17 protein-coding genes and 1 tRNA gene are annotated in these 19,902 nt (G+C 68.6%); 5 read left to right on the top strand and 13 right to left on the bottom strand.

Annotation, left to right across the window (positions count from 1 at the left end):
- Positions 1-243 precede the first annotated feature (243 nt).
- The 7 genes from AC1IQ6_RS07190 to AC1IQ6_RS07160 all read right to left on the bottom strand — a co-directional run bounded on the left by AC1IQ6_RS07190 (position 244) and on the right by AC1IQ6_RS07160 (position 8,753).
- The gene (locus AC1IQ6_RS07190; protein ID WP_485866061.1) at positions 244-3,693 is read right to left on the bottom strand and encodes a UvrD-helicase domain-containing protein; all 3,450 of its coding nucleotides are present in this window, start codon (positions 3,691-3,693) and stop codon (positions 244-246) included.
- A gap of 3 nt (positions 3,694-3,696) precedes the next feature.
- Positions 3,697-6,360 (bottom strand): PD-(D/E)XK nuclease family protein, encoded by a 2,664-nt coding sequence (locus AC1IQ6_RS07185; RefSeq protein WP_485866060.1) that lies wholly within the window; start codon positions 6,358-6,360, stop codon positions 3,697-3,699.
- Between the two features lie 106 nt (positions 6,361-6,466).
- Complete coding sequence (locus AC1IQ6_RS07180; RefSeq protein ID WP_168202161.1) at positions 6,467-6,628, bottom strand: hypothetical protein; 162 nt, start codon at positions 6,626-6,628, stop codon at positions 6,467-6,469.
- Positions 6,629-6,640: 12 nt separating this feature from the next.
- Entirely contained in the window at positions 6,641-7,840 is a 1,200-nt protein-coding gene (locus tag AC1IQ6_RS07175; protein WP_485866059.1) for an MFS transporter, read from the bottom strand.
- A gap of 174 nt (positions 7,841-8,014) precedes the next feature.
- Positions 8,015-8,089 (bottom strand) — tRNA-Arg (locus AC1IQ6_RS07170).
- Positions 8,090-8,148: 59 nt separating this feature from the next.
- Entirely contained in the window at positions 8,149-8,475 is a 327-nt protein-coding gene (locus AC1IQ6_RS07165; RefSeq protein WP_485866058.1) for a type II toxin-antitoxin system RelE/ParE family toxin, read from the bottom strand.
- The gene (locus AC1IQ6_RS07160) at positions 8,472-8,753 is read right to left on the bottom strand and encodes a type II toxin-antitoxin system Phd/YefM family antitoxin (protein ID WP_102773593.1); all 282 of its coding nucleotides are present in this window, start codon (positions 8,751-8,753) and stop codon (positions 8,472-8,474) included. The genes AC1IQ6_RS07165 and AC1IQ6_RS07160 overlap by 4 nt, the downstream gene beginning before the upstream one ends.
- A 336-nt stretch (positions 8,754-9,089) precedes the next feature.
- Here AC1IQ6_RS07160 and pbpG point away from each other — a divergent pair, with 336 nt between their 5' ends.
- A complete protein-coding gene (gene pbpG / locus AC1IQ6_RS07155; RefSeq protein WP_168202162.1) occupies positions 9,090-10,256 on the top strand; it encodes a D-alanyl-D-alanine endopeptidase in 1,167 nt (388 codons plus the stop codon).
- A 67-nt stretch (positions 10,257-10,323) separates the two neighbouring features.
- On the opposite strand, the gene AC1IQ6_RS07150 is transcribed toward pbpG, so the two are convergent.
- A complete protein-coding gene (locus AC1IQ6_RS07150; protein WP_102773594.1) occupies positions 10,324-10,665 on the bottom strand; it encodes a ribbon-helix-helix domain-containing protein in 342 nt (113 codons plus the stop codon).
- A 155-nt stretch (positions 10,666-10,820) separates the two neighbouring features.
- Here AC1IQ6_RS07150 and adhP point away from each other — a divergent pair, with 155 nt between their 5' ends.
- Complete coding sequence (gene adhP, locus AC1IQ6_RS07145) at positions 10,821-11,846, top strand: alcohol dehydrogenase AdhP (protein ID WP_102773595.1); 1,026 nt, start codon at positions 10,821-10,823, stop codon at positions 11,844-11,846.
- Between the two features lie 54 nt (positions 11,847-11,900).
- Here the strand turns inward: adhP and AC1IQ6_RS07140 are convergent, their stop codons facing one another.
- The 4 genes from AC1IQ6_RS07140 to AC1IQ6_RS07125 all read right to left on the bottom strand — a co-directional run bounded on the left by AC1IQ6_RS07140 (position 11,901) and on the right by AC1IQ6_RS07125 (position 15,029).
- Positions 11,901-12,479 carry a DJ-1/PfpI family protein gene (locus AC1IQ6_RS07140; protein ID WP_102773596.1) on the bottom strand — a complete coding sequence of 193 codons (579 nt, stop codon included), beginning with the start codon at positions 12,477-12,479 and terminating at the stop codon, positions 11,901-11,903.
- Between the two features lie 121 nt (positions 12,480-12,600).
- Positions 12,601-13,092 carry a Cys-tRNA(Pro) deacylase gene (gene ybaK, locus AC1IQ6_RS07135; protein ID WP_102773597.1) on the bottom strand — a complete coding sequence of 164 codons (492 nt, stop codon included), beginning with the start codon at positions 13,090-13,092 and terminating at the stop codon, positions 12,601-12,603.
- A gap of 34 nt (positions 13,093-13,126) precedes the next feature.
- Entirely contained in the window at positions 13,127-14,110 is a 984-nt protein-coding gene (gene xerD, locus AC1IQ6_RS07130; protein ID WP_102773598.1) for a site-specific tyrosine recombinase XerD, read from the bottom strand.
- 19 nt (positions 14,111-14,129) lie between these two features.
- Positions 14,130-15,029 (bottom strand): LysR substrate-binding domain-containing protein, encoded by a 900-nt coding sequence (locus AC1IQ6_RS07125; RefSeq protein WP_102773599.1) that lies wholly within the window; start codon positions 15,027-15,029, stop codon positions 14,130-14,132.
- Positions 15,030-15,172: 143 nt separating this feature from the next.
- On the opposite strand from AC1IQ6_RS07125, the gene AC1IQ6_RS07120 reads away from it, so the two are divergent.
- From AC1IQ6_RS07120 to AC1IQ6_RS07110, 3 genes are all read left to right on the top strand, one after another.
- The gene (locus tag AC1IQ6_RS07120) at positions 15,173-16,855 is read left to right on the top strand and encodes a thiamine pyrophosphate-binding protein (protein WP_111825613.1); all 1,683 of its coding nucleotides are present in this window, start codon (positions 15,173-15,175) and stop codon (positions 16,853-16,855) included.
- A 134-nt stretch (positions 16,856-16,989) separates the two neighbouring features.
- On the top strand, positions 16,990-18,183 hold the full coding sequence (locus tag AC1IQ6_RS07115) for an acyl-CoA dehydrogenase (protein ID WP_102773601.1): 1,194 nt from the start codon (positions 16,990-16,992) through the stop codon (positions 18,181-18,183).
- Positions 18,184-18,333: 150 nt separating this feature from the next.
- Positions 18,334-19,323: a TRAP transporter substrate-binding protein gene (locus tag AC1IQ6_RS07110; RefSeq protein WP_485866057.1), complete on the top strand. Its 990-nt coding sequence runs from the start codon at positions 18,334-18,336 to the stop codon at positions 19,321-19,323.
- Positions 19,324-19,426: 103 nt separating this feature from the next.
- On the opposite strand, the gene AC1IQ6_RS07105 is transcribed toward AC1IQ6_RS07110, so the two are convergent.
- Complete coding sequence (locus AC1IQ6_RS07105) at positions 19,427-19,870, bottom strand: MaoC family dehydratase (protein ID WP_102773603.1); 444 nt, start codon at positions 19,868-19,870, stop codon at positions 19,427-19,429.
- Between the last annotated feature and the right edge of the window lie 32 nt (positions 19,871-19,902).

Raw genomic sequence — 19,902 nt, 5'->3', positions numbered from 1 at the left:
ATTCTAGCAGAGCTGCGCTTCGCTTGCTCGCTCGAATTCCAAGTGGCGGGCCCCTGGGGGCAATATGTGGGCTCCCTCCCCGGCCCTCCCTCCAGGAGGGAGGGGGTGGGGACTTCGCTTCGCTTGTCCCTTTGGCTCGCTTCGCTTTGCCTTTCTGGCGCAAGGACTCTACCTTCGAGCGCGCGGAACCCATCGGGCGGCGATAGCCGCCGGGATGGTCGCGGGATCACACCGCCCGCGGGTTCAATGCTGCAAATCTATCCACGCCTTTGCTCTTGGAAAATAGAGGGCGGCTCTGGCTTTGCGGCCGTCCAGGGCGGTTACCTGGGTGCAGTAGCGTTGCAGTTGTTCGCCGTGGCGTTGGCGCATGCGTTGGGCGAAGGCGGTGGCGGATTCGCCGGGATGGGGGCGGCCGGTTTTGTAGTCGACGATGAGCCAGCCGTCTTCGGTGCTCAGGGCCAGGTCGATGACCGAGACCTTGCCGGCGGCGTCGATGAGGGGCCATTCCCGGCGGGCGCCGGATTGCGAGAGCAGCCACAGGCCGCGTTCGTCGGCCAGGGTGGCTTGCAGGGTGTCCAGCACGGCTTCGGCGGCGGCGTCGGCCTGGCTGGCGGGGATGCCGGCGCGGGTGAGTTGGCGGCGCATGGCGGGCAGGCGGTCGGCCAGGGCCTGGGCGGGCCAGGCTTGGGCGCCGTCCTGGCCGATGCGGGCCAGCCAGGCGTGGGCCAGGGTGCCGATGGCGGCGTCGTAGCCGGCTTCGAGCTGCCAGGCGGGATGTTCGGCGCCCTCGCCCCAGACGCCGCGCGCGGGAGCGGCGAAGCCGGGGCTGGCGACTTCGTCGGCCAGGCGCGCCAGTTGCGCCAGGCCCGCGCTGTCCACGCGCCGCAGCGGTTCGCCCTGCAGTTCGGGGCCGTCCTCGGCCTGCCGCGCGGTCTCGCCGTCCAGCGAGGGCGGCGTCGGCGCGGCCAGGCAGGGCCACAGGCGGCCCAGCAGGCTGGCCGGCGGCGGCGGCTTGACCTGGCCGCTTGCCTCGTCCACCGACAGGTGGCCCACCAGATGCAGGCGCTTGCGCGCACGCGTGGCGGCCACGTACAGCAGGCGGTCGACCTCATACGACGCACGGCGCGCTTCGCGCGCGCCGAGGTAGCGCGACACCGGGTCGGCTTCGGTTTCGGCGCGCGGCTTGACCGGGCCGAACAGCACGCGGCCGCCGCTGTGTTCGAAACGCACCAGCGGCGCCTGGTCGCCGCGCGGGGCGCGGTGCAGGCCGTACAGGATGACCGTCTCGAATTGCAGGCCCTTGGACTTGTGCATGGTCATGATCTCGACCGCGCCCGCGTCCTCGTCGGCCGCGTCCGGCGCGGCGAACAGGCGCGCGATGCCCGCGTCCAGCGCCGCGGCGTCGATGGCGCCGTGCGGCGCCAGCCGCTCGACCAGCTGGAACAGGCTTTCCGCGTCGTTGGCCACCGACACGCCGGCGTACAAGGACGGGCCGCCCAGGCGGCGCCACAGCGATTCGACCCAGGCGGCGAACGGCATCGCGCCCGAGGCGTTGCGCGTGTCCAGCAGGATGCCCGCCACCTGCCGCAGGCGCGCGAACTCGTCGGCGCCGAGCACGGCTTGCGCGGACGGCGTTTCCGGCGCGACGGGCGCCGCGTCGAACAACGAACCTTGCGGCCCGGCGCTGGCGGCCGCGGGCGAAGTCTGCGGCGTGATGCGCAGCGCGCGCTCCAGCAGCACCGGCACCGGCGTGATGTGGTCGTCGCCGAACAGCCGCTGCAGCGAAGCCAGCGTCAGGCCGCAGTACGGCGCGCGCAGCACCGACAGCCAGGCCAGGCGGTCGCCGGGATGCGACAAGGCGCGCACCAGCTGCACCAGGTCGGCCACCACCGGCCGCAGCGCCAGCGGCACCAGGTCCACCGCGCGGCAGCGTATGCCTTCCTGCGCCAGCCTGCGGGTCAGGTTGCCCAGGTGGCTGCGCGCGCGCACCAGCACCGCGACGGGATGCCTGGCGCCCTTGTGCTCGATCAGCGCCTGGCGCACCAGGTCCACCGCGATGTCCTCGGCCTGTTCCTCGGCGGCGGCCATTCCCTCGCGCGACCACGCGGGATGGAAGCGCACCGCCGGCTCCGGCAATGCCTCGTGAAACGCGGTCGACGGGCTGTAAGCGATGGCGCCGGCGGCCGCGTCGCTGCGCCGCGGCAGCAGTTGCGCGAACGACTGGTTCACCCATTCGACGATGCCGGCCTGCGAGCGGAAGTTGTCGGTGAGGTTGAGGAAGTCGGGCTTCAGCTCGCCCACGCCGATGTCCGCCACTTCCAGGAACAGGCCCACTTCGGCCTTGCGGAAGCGGTAGATCGATTGCATCGGATCGCCCACCAGGAACAGGCTGCGGCCGTCGCCGGCCTGCCAGCCCGAGGTCAGCGTGCGCAGCAGGTCCAGCTGCGTCTGGCTGGTGTCCTGGAATTCGTCGATGAGCAGATGGCGGATCGAGGCGTCGAGCTTCAGCAGCAGTTCGCCGGGATCGTCGGCGCTGCCCAGCGCGGCGGCGGCGCGCTGCGCGATCTCGATGAAATCCACTTCGCCCGTGTCGGCAAAGCGCAGCCGCAGCTGCGCCACCGCCAGCGCCAGCGTCATCAGCTGCGCGCCCAGCACTTCCCATTGCTCGTCGCTGAAATGCGGCGCGGGCACGTCGCGGATCGCGTGCAGGCGGCGCACCCATGGCGCGTCCGGGTCGGCGGCGTCCAGCCAGGCCACGAACGGTTCCTTGTGCGCGCATTTGGGCGGAAAGCCCAGGGTCTTGGTGACGGTCTTGCGCAAGGTGCCGGTGCCCGTCAGCAGCAGATGCGCCACGGCCTGCCATTGGTCCAGCATGTCGGCGTCGGGCAGCAGTTCTTCGGTCCAGTCCAGAAGCGCCTGCAGCTTGTTCTCGGCTTCGCCGTCCTGCAGGCAGGCAGCGGCCAGCCGCGCCGGGCTGCAAAGCGCCTCGGCCCAGCCATAAGGCATGGCCGCGCAAAGCGAGTCCAGGTCCTCGCCGATGGCCTCGGCCAGCATGGTTTCCAGCGCCTCGCGGTCGGAGCCGTGGCGCAGCAGCGGCAGCCATTGGTCGCGCTGGCCCAGCATGTCGGCGATGGCTTCCTTGGCCGCCTGCACGTCCACGTCCAGGTGCTTGAGCAGGATGCGCACGGCCTCGTAGTCGTCGGCCAGTTCCAGCGTGGCGCGGGCCGCGGCCTCGTAATGCGCGCGCGCGTCGTCGGTGATCTCGGGCATGCCGCCCAGCTCCGACAGCCACGGCATGCTGCGCACCAGGCCGGCGCAGAACGAGTCGATGGTGCGGATGGCCAGCCGCGCCGGATGCTCCAGCAGGTGCCAGCCCAGCTCGTCGTTGCGCGCCAGGGCGGCGCGCGCGAGCTCCCAGCTGCGGCGTTCGTGCATGGCCTCGGGCGGGCCGTCCAGCCCGCGGCGCAATTTGCTGAGCACGCGCGCGTGCATCTCGGAGGCGGCCTTGCGCGTGAAGGTGATGGCGACGATTTCTTCCGGACGGTTGACCGTGGCCAGCAGCGCCAGGATGCGGTCGGTCAGCAACTCGGTCTTGCCCGAGCCGGCGGGCGCCTGCACCAGGAAGGATCGCGTCGGGTCCAGCGCGGCGGCGCGCGCGGCGTGGTCGTGCGGCAGTCGTTCTTGTTCAGCCATGGCTCATGCGTCCTCGTCGTCCAGATGCAAACGCAGGAACGGCAATGCATCGCAGTATTTCAAGTCGTCGCGGCGGTAGGCCACGTTGGCCGCATGGCCCGCGACGTATTCATCGGCCAGCGCTTCGATGGCGGCGCGCCAGCGCTCGCGTATCTGCGGCCACGACAGGCCTTCGAAGAATTTGCTGTCGCTGGCCAGGGTCACGCCCTCCATGCCCAGGTCCTCGTCGGCCAGGCCGGCCACGGCGACCTGGCGCGCGTGGATCTGCGCCAGCACCAGGCCGGCCACGTCGCCGCCGGCGGCCTCGGCCAGCACCGAAGCGTAGAACGGCAGCTGCAGGTTCACGGGGCGGCTGCGCGACCAGTCCGGCTCGGGCCGGGCCGGGGCCGCGCCGGTCTTGTAGTCCACGATGACGTTGCGGCCGTCCTGCAGGCTGTCGATGCGGTCCAGCCGCAGCTTCAGCACCAGCGCGCCGCGCTGCCACTGATGGTTTTTTTCAACCTGGGCCACGGCGAATGGCAGGCGCTGCGCTTCCTTGTCGAGCCAGGCCGCCAGCACGGTCTGCGCGCGCTGGCACTCCAGCGTGCGCAAGGCCGGCGCGTAGTCTTTCAGTTCCTCGTCGGCGGCCTGCGCCACGGCCTGCGCCACCAGGTCCGGCAGGCGGCGTTCGGCCATCAGCTCGTGCAGTTTTTCCTGGTCGGGCATCATGCCCCACAGCAGTTCCAGGGCCTTGTGCAGGAACTGGCCGCGCACGTTCACCCCGGCCGCATCGGCGTAGGAGGCCAGTTCGCGCCCGCCCAGGCGGTGGCGCACGAAGGCCCACAGCGGGTTGCGCGCCTGCGTGTCCAGCACGTCCAGGCCGCCGCCGCCGCGATTGCCCGCCGCCAGCGGCGGGCCTTGCGTGTCGTCCAGCGATTCCTGCGGCAAGGCCGCCAGCGCCGGTTGCGCCGCGGGCGTCCAGTCGGTCAGGGGCGCGGCGGCGATCAGCGGCGACGGACGCAATTCGCGCTCGCCGTCCATGTGCGCGTGGCTGACGATGATCTCCGGCGCGCAGCGGCACAGCGCGGCGTACATGCCTTCGGCCCATTCGCGCTCGCGCTCCGGCGTGGCGCGCGGCGCCTTGGCCTGGCGCAGCACCGCCAGCGGCAGCAGCGGATTGGGCTTGGGCGAAGCGGGCAGCACGTCGTCGGTCAGGCCCAGTATCCAGACGCCGTCCCAGTAGCCGCCCTCGGCTTCCAGCAGGCCCAGCACGTCCAGGCGCGCCAGCGGATCGCGCTGCGGCTGGAACGAGGCGGACCGCGCCACACTCTCCAGCAGGTTGACGGCGGCCAGCCCGCCCAGGCGGCCCGCCGCCGGCGCCAGCGCGGAAAAACTGCCCAGCGCATCGCCCAGCGCGCCCATCACCTGGTAGCCCACGCTGTCGAGCACGGCTTCGCCCGGAAAGCCCAGCGCCGTCAGCGCGGCCTTCATGCGCAGCATCCAGACGTCGCAGGTGGCCTGCTTGCCGCCGCGCGTCCAGACTTCCATGGCCTGGTCCCAGGCCTGCGCCAGCGACGGCAGATCGGCCAGCAGCTTGCGCCAGTCCTGCGGGCTGACGCGCAGCTGCGCCTGGCGCCGCCAGCGCGCGTCGATCGAGGCCAGCCGCGCGCGGTCGCGCACGTCGCCGGCGCAATGCCCGCCCAGCAGCGCCGCGCCCAGCACTTCGACGCCGCAGCCCTTGCCCGGCGCGCATTCGGCCAGGGCGCGCAGCCAGGCGAGCGCGGCGCGCGCCATCGGCCATTCGTTCAGCGGCCGGCCCACCGCCACGTTGAAGGCATATGCGGCCTGGCCGCCGCGTCCGGCCAGGGCCTGGCTCAATACCCGCCGCGCGAAAGGCGATTCCGCCTCGAGCTGCGGCGACACGATGGCGTAGCGGCCATGCGGATTCTGCTTCAGGCGTTCGGCCGCCCAGGCCGCGGCGGCGCGCCATTGCGCCCCCTGGTCCGCGGCCTCGTAGCGGCGCGCCGCGGTTTCCACGCGCTGCGCATCGCGCCACTGCGCGACGGCCGCGCCCTGCGCTTCGAAGGCGCGCAGCAGGCGCCGGAACCGCGGCGACAGGTCGGTGAAACCGGCCAGCACAAGCTGCCGAGGGATGGGCAGCCGTCCATCCTCCAGCGCGCGCAACACGCGCGCATAACCCTGGTTCGCGTCCTCGGCGTCGATGCCGGCCAGCACCTGGCGATAACGCTCGCGCCATCTGGCGAAGCCGCGGTATTCGTCGGTGTCCGCGCCCGAGGGCACATGGAGGTCCCACTCATCCATGAGCAGGTCCGCGTCCATGGCCAGGCGCGCGGCCTGGCTGGCGTCGAGCAGTACGCGCTCGGCTTCTTCCGCCCGGATCGCCTCGGTCCACACCAACTGCGTGGCGAAGCTGTCCAGCCGGTAGGCCGGCACGCCCTCATCGGCCTCGAATGCGAGCTCGTTGGCGGACTCGGCCAGCCAGGCCGACAGCGGCAGGATGCGCGGCAGTTCGCTGACCTGGCGCTCCTGGCGCAGCAGGCCGGCCAGCTCCAGCGTCAGGCGGCGCGACAGGCGGTTGTTGACGGTCAGCACCAAGGTGCCGGCGGCCGGCATGGCGCCGATTTCCGGCAGAGACAGATCGGGATGGATAGGCGAGGAGTCCTGCATGGGCACCCGGGACGCGCGCCCGCGGCGCGCGCCGATGAAGGAGAAAAATATCGCCGTAGGATACCGCGAGCCGGCGGCGCGGAACGCGCCGCCCGGGCACTGGAAACTAGAAGCCGCAAAGCGCGGCCAGGTTTTCCCAGTGGATCTGCATCTCGGGCGTGCTGTAGCCCCAGAAGGCCAGGCCGAGCAAGGCCGCCAGCGCCAGCCCGCCGGCCACGCGCCAGCCGCGGCGGCGGGACGAGGACGGCTGGACGGGTCTGGACGTCATGGCGGCTCCGGGTCAGGCGGGAACGGGCTGGGCCACCGGCTGCTCGCGCACCGGCAGGCACAGCAGCGCGGCGATGATGGCCAGCGCCACGCCCAGCCACCACACCAGGTCGTAGCTGCCGGTCCTGGCGTAGGCGTATCCGCCCAGCCAGACGCCGATGAAGCTGCCGATCTGGTGGCCCAGGAACACGATGCCCGACAGCGTGGCCGCATAGCGCAGGCCGTAGATCTGCCCGATCAGGCCCTGCGTGAGCGGCACCGTTCCCAGCCAGAACAGGCCCATCCAGGCGGCGAAGGCATACAGCACCCAGGGCGACAGCGGCAGCCACAGCAACAGCAGGATGCCGAAGGCGCGCATGCCGTACACCGCGGCCAGCAGGCGCTTCTTGCTGTACTTGCCGCCCAGCTTGCCGGCATAGAACGAACCCAGCACGTTGAACAGCCCGATCAGCGCGATGGCGGTGGCGCCGTGCCCCGCCGTCAGGCCGCCATCGGTAACGTAGGCCGGCAGGTGCAGCGTGATGAACGCCGTGTGGAAGCCGCAGACGAAGTAGCTCCAGAACAGGAAATGGAACGACGGATGGCGCACGGCCTGCTTGACCGCGGCGGCCAGCGACTGCTGCGGACCCGAATGGGCCTGCGGCCGGCCGCGCAGGAAATAGGCCAGCGGCGCGCCGCAGGCGACGAACAGCGACAGCACCCACAGCGCGCCCGGCCAGTCCAGCCCGCTGATCAGCAGCTGGCCGGTGGGCACCACGGCGAACTGCCCCATCGAGCCGCCCGCGCTGGCGATGCCCATGGCGGTGCTGCGATAGGCCGGCGGCACCGAACGGGCCACCACCGGCAGGATCACCGGAAACGTCGTGCCCGCCTGCCCCAGCCCGACCAGCACGCCGGCGGTGAGGTACAGCGTGGTCTCGTCGGTGGCGAAGCGCATGCCGATCATGCCCAGCATGTACAGCAGCGCCCCCAGGGCGATGGTGCGGCCCGAACCGTATCGGTCGGCCAGGATGCCCATGAAAATACAGGCCACGCCCCACACCAGGTTCTGCAGCGCGAACGCCATGGAAAACACTTCGCGGCTCCAACCGTGGGCCAGCCCCATCGGTTGCATGAACAGGCCGAAGGTGGCGCGCACGCCCATGGCAAGCAGCACGACCAGCGTGCCCAGCGCAATGGTGCGCATGGAAATCGTATCGGATGGGTTGGACATGAAATCCGTGTCTCGTTGTTTTTGGTTTTCCGCCCCCTCCTCGGAGCGGTCCGGCGCAGCGGGCCGGATCAAACATCATATACAACTTCCGGCGCCGGCTTCGCGGCGCCGCGGCGGTTCGGATCGGGGATGGGGAAGAAGGCGGGGCTGAAGCGCCCGGGCAATGATGGGAGGTGGCGTCTCCGACAGGAATCGAACCTGTATCTAGGACTTAGGAGGTCCTTGTTCTATCCATTGAACTACGGAGACACACCAAGCGCGGCATTGTATCGCTTTTATCGCGCGGCAATGGAAAAGCCCTGCGGACGCTACGGCCTGAGGGCGCGGACGGGCCGGCGCGCAAGCCTGGTCTTGAAATCCTGCCGCGTATCGCAGATCAGATGGATGTAGACGGTATCGCCCAGCACTGCATAGATCACGCGGTTCCTGGCGACGATGATTTCCAGGAAATGCATGGCCGGCAGTTCGGCCGGGGCATGGCTGGCGTGGGGAAACCGCTCAAGATTCAAAATGGCTTTTTTGATCCTGGCGTACGCATCCAGCCATACGGCCTGGGAGAAGTGCTTTCTGATGTAGCGGCGGATTTCATGGAGATCATCGACGGCGGACTGGAGAAAGACCACCTTGCCACTCATTGCTCGTCGTCCTGATCCATGGCCTCGATTCGGGCGAAGACGTCCTCCGCGGCAACGATCTTTCCTTCCTCGATCTGCGCGCGGCCCTGGGCCAGGAGCTGCAGCAGCGCCATGGCCTGCTCCTGCTCTTCGTAGCTCTGGACGTCCATGACGACCAGCTTGGCTTCGCCATTTTGCGTGATGAGCATCGGCTCGCGGCTCTCGGAGATGTCCTTCACGATCTGGGCGGTATGGCTTTTCAGGTAACTGATTGGCTTGACCTGGGTGGAGTACTTCATGGGCTGCTCCGGCGGATTCGGCAAGACCAATCATAGTCTTAATTCAGTCTTTCCCGGCTGACGCGGCCCGCGTTCAGCCAAATGAGGGTTAATCCGGGCTACGCTCACGCGCCGTACGCCATTAGCGTCTCGTGACGCGTCTTGTGACGATTCCGGGCATGCGTCAATACGTCACTATTATTTTTTTCATCGATGATAGCGAATCGTCTTGCGCATCACTTGAAATTGCTGTTTAAATTCGACGCGTAAGCCACTAATTCATTTCGACTTTTCCTGAACCGACGGAACGCCGGCTTAAGAAATATTTGTTCACACACTGACAAGCCTGCTCAGACCATGGCATTTTCCTGGAAACGTGCGATTGCGAACGCGATAGCGCCGATGGCGCTGGCGATGTGCGCGCTCCTGCCCTCCGCGGCGCTGGCCGCCAAGAACACCGATCCCTGCAAGACCAACGCGAAGTCGTCGGCCTGCAAGGCGCAGCAGGCCAAGAAGGCGCCTGCCGCCAAGAAAACCCCTCCCAAGACCTCCTCGGCCAAGGCCGCGCCCAAGAGCTCGTCGGCCAAGAAGGCCGCCGCGTCCAAGAGCGGCAAGCAGGTCGCCTCCAAGAGTCCGCCCAAAAAACGCGGCGCGGCCAGCAAGGGCGGCAAGTCCAACAAGCCGTCGCGGGCGCAACGCGCGGCGGTGGCGGCCAGCTCGGCCGCCATGCCGCCGCCGGCCGCCTCCACGCGCGCCGAAGTGGCCGCCCTGCGTTCCAGCACCGCCTATGTGCAGGACCTGGAGACGTCCACGGTCATCTTCGCCAAGAACGAAAACGTGGTGCGTCCCATCGCTTCCATCTCCAAGCTGATGACCGCCGTGGTGGTGGTCGACGCCAACCTGCCGATGGACGAGATGCTGGAGATCACCGACGAAGACATCGACGGCCTCAAGCACACCACCTCGCGGCTGCGCGTGGGCACCAAGCTGTCGCGCGGCGACATGCTGCACCTGGCGCTGATGTCCTCGGAAAACCGCGCCGCCAACGCGCTGGGCCGCAACTACCCGGGCGGCCTGCCGGCCTTCGTGGCCGCCATGAACGCCAAGGCGCAGGCGCTGGGCATGACCAGCACGCGCTTCATCGAACCCACCGGCCTGTCCAGCGACAACGTGTCCTCGCCGCACGATCTGGCCCGGCTGCTGCGCGCCGCCGCCCAGCGGCCGCTGATCCACCGCTACTCCACCGACACCGAGTACGAGGTCGAGGTCAACAACCGCACGCAGACGTTCCGCAACACCAATCTGCTGGTGCGCAAGCCCGACTGGGACATCAAGGTGTCCAAGACCGGCTACATCAACGAAGCCGGCGAATGCCTGGTGATGCTGGCCCGCATCAACGGCCGCGATCTGGCCATCGTGCTGCTGGATTCGCAGGGCAAGCTCTCGCGCATCGGCGACGCCGTGCGCATCCGCCGCATCGTGCAGAACGAAGTGGCGCTGGCTTCGATACAGTCGGGCGGTTGAAGCCGGCCGATGGGTGGCGCGCGTTGAGCGCCTGAGTTCTTGTTCGGGCCATCGGGCGCGACACCCATCACACCGCCAGCCCCTCCAGCACCGCGCGGGCGTCGAGCGAGCCGATCGGCACCGCCCGGTCGCGCGGAATCCTGCCTTCGGCCTGCAAGAGCTGGTAGCGCAGGCAGCACACCCTCAGAAACGAAGTGAAGTTGGCGGCCTCGCCCCGGTAGGCGATGAGCTCGTCGTACAGGCGTTCGATCAGCTGCGTCACGCGCATGCCGTCGCGACTCGCGATTTCTTCCAGCACGTCCCAGAACAGCTGTTCGAGCCGCAGGCTGGTGGCCACGCCGTGCAGGCGCAGCGAGCGGGACGCGGGAGTGTAGGACTGCTCGCTGGCGCGGATGAAGATTTCACACATGGGAGATCCTTGGCTCGGGGCGAGTCGTACGCCCGGGGCCACTGTAAGCGGTTTGCCGGCAGGCCGGCAAGACGCGGCCAAAGCTGATATAAATCATTGCAGGCAAAACGCACGCGTTCGAGGATAACGATACTGATCGGACTTCGGAGGTAGTGATGGACAAGACCATGAAAGCGGCGGTGGCCCGGGCGTTCGGCCAGCCCCTGGCGATCGAGGAAGTCGCGGTGCCGCGCCCCGGCCCGGGCGAGCTGCTGGTGAAGATCGAGGCCTGCGGCGTCTGCCACACCGACCTGCACGCCGTCGAGGGCGACTGGCCCGTCAAACCCAATCCCCCCTTCATTCCCGGCCACGAAGGCGTGGGCCACGTGGTGGCGGTGGGCGCCGGCGTCACCCACGTGAAGGAAGGCGACCGCGTCGGCATCCCCTGGCTGTATTCCGCCTGCGGGCATTGCGAACATTGCCTGGGCGGCTGGGAAACCCTGTGCGAACAACAGCAGAACACGGGCTATTCGGTCAACGGCGGTTTCGCCGAATACGCGCTGGCGGCCGCCGACTACGTCGGGCTGCTGCCCGGCAACGTGGGCTTCGTCGAGATCGCGCCGGTGCTGTGCGCCGGCGTCACGGTGTACAAGGGACTGAAGATGACGGACACGCGGCCGGGCAACTGGGTCGTGATCTCCGGCATCGGCGGGCTGGGCCACATGGCGGTGCAATACGCCAAGGCCATGGGGCTGAACGTCGCGGCGGTGGACATCGACGACGCCAAGCTGGACTTCGCGCGCCGCCTGGGCGCCGAAGTCGCGGTCAACGCCAGCACCACCGATCCGGCCGCCTATCTCAAGCGCGAAATCGGCGGCGCGCACGGCGCGCTCATCACGGCGGTCTCGCCCAAGGCGTTCGAGCAGGCGCTGGGCATGGTGCGCCGCGGCGGAACCGTGTCGCTCAACGGGCTGCCCCCGGGCGACTTCCCGCTGTCGATCTTCGACATGGTGCTCAACGGCGTGACGGTGCGCGGCTCCATCGTCGGATCGCGCCTGGACCTGCAGGAATCGCTGCAGTTCGCCGCCGAAGGCAAGGTGCACGCCACGGTCGCCACCGAGCGGCTGGAGAACGTCAATGAAGTGTTCGACCGCATGCGCCGCGGCCAGATCGAAGGCCGCATCGTGCTCGACTTCGCCTGAAGCCGTCCGCACCGCGGCCAAGGCGCCCCGAAGCGGGCGCCTTTTTCATGCGCGTCAGGGAACGATCTTGGTGCCCAGCAGCGCCAGAAACTGGGACAGCCAGGCCGGATGCGCGGGCCAGGCGGGCGCGGTCACCAGGTTGCCGTCGGTATAGGCCTGGTCGATCCCGATTTCGGCATAGGTGCCCCCGGCCAGGCGCACTTCCGGCGCGCAGGCCGGGTAGGCCGAGCAGGTGCGTCCCTTCAGGATGCCGGCGGCGGCCAGCAGCTGCGCGCCGTGGCACACGGCGGCGATGGGCTTGCCGGCCTGGTCGAAGACGCGCACGATCTCCAGCACTTTTTCGTTCAGCCGCAGGTATTCCGGCGCGCGCCCGCCCGGGATGACCAGGCCGTCGTACGACGCGGCCTCGACCCGGTCGAAATCGAAATTGAGCGTGAAATTGTGACCGCGCTTTTCGCTATAGGTCTGGTCGCCCTCGAAATCGTGGATGGCCGTGGCGACGGTGTCGCCGGCCTTCTTGTCCGGGCATACCGCGTGCACCGTGTGCCCCACCGCCAGCAGGGTCTGGAACGGCACCATGGTTTCGTAGTCCTCGGCGTAGTCGCCGACCAGCATCAACAGTCGCTTGCTCATGAGGGTCTCCTGGGTTTGGGGCGCCCGGTGGTCCGGGTTCCGGTTTGAAGCCCTATTGTGGCCCCGCGGCAGGCCCAGCTGGTGGTAAAGGAATACCACGGGCTGCCGCGCGCGGCCCGCCCTACTGCTCCAGCGCGACCGACACCGCGCGGGCGCCCAGCAGGCTGACCAGCACCTTGGGATCGATGCCTATCAGGTAGCCGCGCCGTCCGCCGTTGATGTAGACCACCGGATACTCCAGCACCTGCGCCTCGACCCAGACCGGCATCTTCTTGCGCGTGCCGAACGGCGAGGTGCCGCCGACCTGGTAGCCGGAATGGCGCTGCGCGACCTCGGGCTTGCAGGGCTCGACTTTCTTCAGGCCCGCCTGCCGCGCCAGGTTCTTGGTGGAGACTTCGCGGTCGCCGTGCATGACGATGACCAGCGGCCTGGCGGACTCGTCTTCCATGATCAGGGTCTTGACCACCGCATGCGGGTCCAGGCCCAGCTGGCGCGCGGCCTCGCCGGCGCCGCCGTGATCCACGTAATCGTAGGTGTGCTCGGTGTAGGCCACTTTGTGTTGCTTGAGGAGCTGAGTGGCGGGGGTTTCGGAAACGTGGCGGGCTTTGCTCATGGAGGGGCGCAACAGCGGTATCGGAAGGCGCGGACTAGCCGCGGGGATGGTGGGCCGCGTGCAGCGCCTTCAGGCGCTCGCGGGCGACGTGGGTATAGATCTGCGTGGTGGAGATGTCGGCATGGCCCAGCAGCATCTGCACCACGCGCAGGTCCGCGCCGTGGTTCAGCAGGTGCGTGGCGAAGGCGTGCCGCAGCACGTGCGGCGACAGCGGCGCGCGGATGTCGGCCAGCAGAGCGTACTTCTTGACCAGCTGCCAGAACGCCTGGCGCGACATCGGCTCGGCGCGGCCGGTGATGAAAAGCGCATCGTTCACGCGGCCGGCCGCCAGTTCCGGCCGCCCGCTCTTGAGGTAGCGGTCGATCCAGTGCGCGGCTTCGGCGCCCAGCGGCACCAGGCGGTCCTTGCCGCCCTTGCCCAGCACCACGCGCACCACGCCCTCGTTGAGGCTCACGTCCAGGGTGCGCACGCCCACCAGTTCGGACACGCGCAGGCCGGTGGCGTACAGGGTTTCCAGCATGGCGCGGTCGCGCAGGCCGCGGGCCTGTTGCAGGTCGGGCGCGCGCAGCAAGGCGTCCACCTGCTGCTCGGACAGCGTCTTGGGCATGCGCGGGGGCTGCTTGGCCGCGACCAGGGTCAGGCAGGGATCGCGCTGGCAGCGGTGTTCGCGCAGCGCCCAGGCATAGAAGCGGCGCAGCGCCGCCAGCCTGCGGTTGGCGGTGGTGGCCCGGGTTTCCTCGTGGCGGAAGGCGAACCAGGCCTCGATGTCGGCCTTGTCCGCGTCGCGCAGCGGCTTGGCCGGCCCCGCCGGCGGCGCCTGGATCTGCTCGGCCTGGCCGTGGCGGTCGGCCATTTCGCGGGCATAGGCCTCGGGGTCTTCGAGCCAGCGGGCGAAGCCCGTCAGGTCGCGCCGGTAGGCGGCCAGGGTGTTGGCCGACAGGCCGTCCTCGAGCCAGACGGCGTCGATGAAAGCGTCGATGTCGGCCTGCGAGGCCAGCGGCGGTCGGGTGTCGGGCATGATGGGAGGATTCTACGGCTCAGCGCTGGTCGGCGGCGGCGGACTTCAGCCAGTTTTCGAAGAGCCTGAGCGCCTCGGACCGCTCGCTGCGCTGCGGATAGCCGAAGTAATAGCCCTGGCTGACCGCCAGCGCCTGCGCCACCGGCATCGCCAGCGCGCCCCGGTCCAGCGCCGGCTGGGCCAGGAAGCGCGGCATCAGGCCCACGCCCAGGCCGGCCTGCACCGCCGCCATCACCATGGTGAACAGTTCGTAGCGGGGGCCGCCGGCGGCCTGCGGGCCATAGAGATAACCATTGGCGCCATACCACTGGCGCCACGCCTCCGGACGCGACGCCAGGTGCAGGTGGGTCATGCCGGCCAGCGCGCTGGCCCCGGCTTCGGCCGCGCGCGCGGCCAGTTCGGGCGCGCATACCGGAATCAGCTCGCGCTCGGGAAACAGCAGCACGCCCTGGGTGCCCGGCCACAGGCCGTCGCCGTGATAGAGCGCGCCGTCGAAGGGTTGGTCCTTGAACTGGAAAGGCAGCGTGCGCACCGACAGGCTGACGGTGATGTCGCCATGCGCGCGCTGGAAATCGGCCAGCCGCGGAATCAGCCAGGTGGTCGCCAGGGTGGGCACCACGGCGATGTGGATGCTGCGGCCCATGCCGGTGCGGCTGACCAGGCCGAAGGTGTCTTTTTCGATCTGGTCCAGGTGGTGGCGGATGCGGCCCGCGTATTCCGCGCCGTGGTCGGTCAGCACGATGCGCCGGCGCACCCGGGTAAAGAGCTGCACCCCCAGGCGCGCCTCCAGGCTGGCCACCTGCCGGTAGACGGCGCTGTGCGTCAGGGACAGTTCCTCGGCCGCGCGCGAAAAGCTGCCCAGGCGGGCCGAGGCTTCGAACGCCTGCAGGGCGCTCAGGTTGGGAATGCCGTTTCTCATGGGACCGGAAGCATGCCGCGGCGCAACATCGGGATGTCGTGCCCGTGGGTCAATAGATTGTGCAATTTTATCAATTGCATTGTGCGATCAAGGAACATTATGCTCGGATGTCCCAACCTAGGCTTTTCATGACCCCCACCCCTATGTCCCAGCAAAAATCCCGCCTCGGCGGACACATCCTGGTCGACCAGCTGGTTGCACAGGGCGTCAAGCACGTTTTCTGCGTCCCTGGCGAAAGCTATCTTGCGGTGCTCGATGGCCTGCACGACGCGGACATCTCGGTCACCGTGTGCCGCCAGGAAGGCGGCGCGGCCATGATGGCCGACGCGCACGGCAAGCTGACCGGCGAGCCCGGCATCTGCATGGTGACGCGCGGCCCCGGCGCCTCCAACGCGCTGGCCGGCGTGCACATCGCCAAGCAGGATTCCACGCCGCTGATCCTCTTCGTGGGCCAGATCGAGCGCGGCATGCGCGAGCGCGAAGCCTTCCAGGAAATGGACTACCGCGCCGTGTTCGGCACGCAGGCCAAGTGGGTCACCGAGATCGACCAGGTCGAACGCATCCCCGAGCTGGTTTCCCGCGCCTTCCACGTGGCGACCTCGGGCCGTCCGGGCCCGGTGGTGATCGCCCTGCCCGAAGACATGCTGGTCGAAGCCGCCACGGTCGCCGACGCGCCGCGCTACGAGATCATCGATTCCGCGCCCACCGCCGGCCAGCTGGCCGACCTGGAAAAGCTGCTGGCCGAGGCCAGGAACCCGGTCGCCATCCTGGGCGGCACGCGCTGGGACGCGCGCGCGGTGCAGCAGTTCGCCGATTTCGCGCAGCGCCACGCGCTGCCCACGGCCGTGTCGTTCCGCCGCCAGATGCTGTTCCCGGCCGACCACCCCTGCTTCATCGGCGACGTGGGCCTGGGCATCAACCCGGCGCTGCTCAAGCGCGTGGCCGACGCCGACCTGGTGCTGCTGGTGGGCGGGCGCATGTCGGAAAACCCCAGCCAGGCCTATACGCTGCTGGACATCCCGGTGCCCCGCCAGAAGCTGGTGCACGTGCATCCCGATTCCGCCGAGCTGGCTCGCGTCTACCGCCCCACGCTGGCCATCAATACCTCGCCGGCCGCTTTCGCGCAGGCGCTGGCCGGCCTGAAGGCGCCCGCCGCGCCGGCCTGGGCCGAAGGCACGCAGGCCATGCGCGAGTCGTACCTGAAATGGAGCGACCCGTCGGCCATCGCCACGCCCGGCGCGCTGCAGATGGGCCAGGTCATGGCCTACCTGGAAAAGACCCTGCCGGCCGACGCCATCATGACCAACGGCGCCGGCAACTACGCCACCTGGCTGCACCGCTTCCACCGCTTTACGCGCTACGGCACGCAGCTGGCGCCGACCTCGGGCTCGATGGGCTACGGCCTGCCGGCGGCCGTGGGCGCCAAGCGCATCTGGCCCGACAAGACGGTGGTGTGCTTCGCCGGCGACGGCTGCTTCCTGATGCACGGCCAGGAATTCGCCACCGCCGTGCAGTACGACCTGCCCATCGTGGTGGTGCTGGTGGACAACGGCATGTACGGCACCATCCGCATGCACCAGGAAAAACACTACCCCGGCCGCATCTCGGCCACCGCGCTCAAGAACCCGGACTTCGCCGAATACGCGCGCGCCTTCGGCGGCCACGGCGAACGGGTCGAGACCACGGAGCAGTTCGGGCCCGCCTTCGAGCGCGCCCTGGCCAGCGGCAAGCCGGCCATCCTGCACTGCTTCATCGATCCGGAAACCATCACGCCGGGCACCACGCTGGAGAAGATCCGCGAGGCGGCCCTCAAGGCCCGGCACTGACACGGCGGCAAGGCCCGACTGGCGCCGGCGGCGCGCGTAAAGCGCGCCGCGCCACCGGCGGCTTGCCGTCCCAATTATTTTAGGTTTAAACTTTTTAGCATTCCGAACACGGAAATCCATAGCGGAGACCCAGCATGTCCTCGAATCCCTCGTTTCACTGGCAAGACCCCCTGTTGCTGGACCAGCAACTGACCGAAGAAGAACGCATGGTGCGCGACGCCGCCCAGGCCTATGCGCAGGACAAGCTCGCTCCGCGCGTGCTCAACGCATTCCGCAACGAACAGACCGACCCGGCCATCTTCTCCGAAATGGGCGAACTGGGCCTGCTGGGCGCCACCATCCCCACCGAATACGGCGGCGCCGGCCTGAACTACGTCAGCTACGGCCTGATCGCCCGCGAAGTCGAGCGCATCGACTCCGGCTACCGCTCCATGATGAGCGTGCAGTCGTCGCTGGTGATGGTGCCGATCAATGAATTCGGCAGCGAAGCGCAAAAGCAGAAGTACCTGCCCAAGCTGGCCCGCGGCGAATGGATCGGCTGCTTCGGCCTGACCGAGCCCAACCACGGCTCCGACCCCGGCGGCATGGAAACCCGCGCCGTCAAGACGGCCGACGGCTACAAGCTCACCGGCAACAAGATGTGGATCACCAACTCGCCCATCGCCGACGTCTTCGTGGTGTGGGCCAAGTGCGTGGGCGGCGACTTCGACGGCAAGATCCGCGGCTTCATCCTGGAAAAGGGCATGAAGGGCCTGTCGGCCCCGGCCATCCACGGCAAGGTCGGCCTGCGCGCCTCGATCACCGGCGAAATCGTCATGGACGAAGTGGAAGTTTCCGCCGACCAGATGATGCCCGGCGTGTCCGGTCTGAAGGGCCCGTTCACCTGCCTGAACTCGGCCCGCTACGGCATCGCCTGGGGCGCCGTGGGCGCCGCCGAAGCCTGCTGGCACACCGCCCGCCAGTACACCCTGGACCGCAAGCAGTTCGGCCGCCCGCTGGCCGCCAACCAGCTGATCCAGAAGAAGCTGGCCGACATGCAGACCGAAATCACGCTGGCGCTGCAAGGCTGCCTGCGCCTGGGCCGCATGAAGGACGAAGGCACCGCCGCGGTGGAAATCACCTCGATCATGAAGCGCAATTCCTGCGGCAAGGCCCTGGACATCGCCCGCCTGGCGCGCGACATGCTTGGCGGCAACGGCATCTCCGATGAATTCGGCGTGGCCCGCCACCTGGTGAACCTCGAAGTGGTCAACACCTACGAAGGCACCCACGACGTGCACGCCCTGATCCTGGGCCGCGCGCAGACCGGCATCCAGGCGTTCTATTGATCGCCGGCCGCGTCGCGCGGCGAGCAGAGGCCGTCCTTCGGGACGGCCTTTTCCTTTTTTTGGAGGAGAGGAAAGCCCGGATAGCCGCGCCCTTGCGCAAGCCTTACGCTTTGTGGGATCGGCCAGATCCCAACCGGCCAGGAGTCGTGCATGCAAGGCTATTCCTTTCTCCGCCTGACGGCGGGCTTCGCCATGGCTTTCATGGCCCACGGCGCCTACGCCGTCACCACCTTGACGATGACCACCGAATATCCGGCCACGTCCATGCCCGGCCAGGGCCTGGCGACCTTCGCCGACCTGGTGCGCGCCAAGAGCGCCGGCAAGGTGCTCATAGACGTCAGCTACGACGCGGCCAGGGAGATCAAGTCGGCCGAAATGATCGAGGCGGTGCAGGCCCGCAGAGTCGACGCCGGCGATGCGTTCGCCGGCGCCCTGGCCACCAAATATCCCTTGTTCGGGGTCTCGTCCCTGCCCTTCCTGGCGGATTCGCTGTCCAAGGCCCGCAACCTGAACAAGGCGGCCCGTCCGGCCTATGAAAAGCTGCTGGCCGCGCATGGCCAGAAGCTGCTCTACACCACGCCGTGGCCAGCCTCGGGCATCTGGTCCAAGCAGAAGATAGACAGCGTCGCGACGCTGAAGAAGCTGAGCATCCGCACCTACGACGCGACGTCGCAGAACGTGATGCAGAAGGCCGGCGCCCAGGCGCAGAACATCTCGTTTTCCGACGCCATGCCGCGGATCGCCTCGGGCGAGATCAACGCGGTGCTGTCGTCCGGCGACGGCGGCGCGGGCCGCAAGCTGTGGCAATACCTGCCGCATTTCGCCGAGATCAACTACGCCATGCCGATCTCCATCGCGACGATGAACCTGCGGGCCTATCAGGAGCTGGACGCGCGCGGACGCCGCGCCATCGACCAGGCGGCGGCGCAGACCGAGACCGAGCAATGGAAGCGGATCGAAGGCCGCCTGCAGCAGAACTACGCCAACATGCGCAAGAACGGCGTGGCCATCAATACCGCGGTGCCGCTGCCGGTGCGCAAGGCCTTGAAGGACGCGGCGGCGGATTCGGTGAAGACGTGGCAGGCCGAGGCCGGGCCGGAGGGCGCGGCGATTTTGAAGCAGGGCGGGAAGAAGCGGTAGATGTGTGGCGGGAGATTGGCGGGTGGGGGCGCCTGATGGGTGTAGCGCGAGATTCCTAGGACAAGAAAACGAATGCCGAACGCGCGAAACCCATCAGACACCCCTAATCCTCACCCGACAGGTCGAACAGGCTGGTCGCATCCAGCTCCAGCACGGCTTCGTCGTGCTGGTTGTAGACCGTCCAGGCCCAGGTGATGATGCCCAGGTCGGGGCGCGACGAGGAGGTGCGCGCGCCCTGCACCCGCGCTTCCAGGCGCAGCGTGTCGCCGGGGCGCACGGGGGTGCGCCAGCGCACTTCGCCCAGGCCCGGCGAACCGAACGATTCGGAGTCGTGCAGCGCCGCGTCCACGGCCATGCGCATGGTCAGCGCGCAGGTGTGCCAGCCGCTCGCGATCAGGCCGCCCCAGCGCCCGGCCGAGGCGCGCTGGGGATCGGTGTGGAACCATTGCGGATCGTATTTGCGCGCGAACTCCAGGATCTCCGCTTCCGTCACGGTGACCGGACCGGCCTTGATGAGCATGCCGTCTTTGAAATCGGCGAATTTCATGTTCTGTTTATCCCCCGAAAAAGCCAACGGCG

It is taken from the genome of Achromobacter sp. MUI-25009338 (assembly GCF_057359325.1).
Note: the sequence above shows the minus strand (reverse complement) of the source record. Positions and strands in the feature narration are given on the sequence as shown.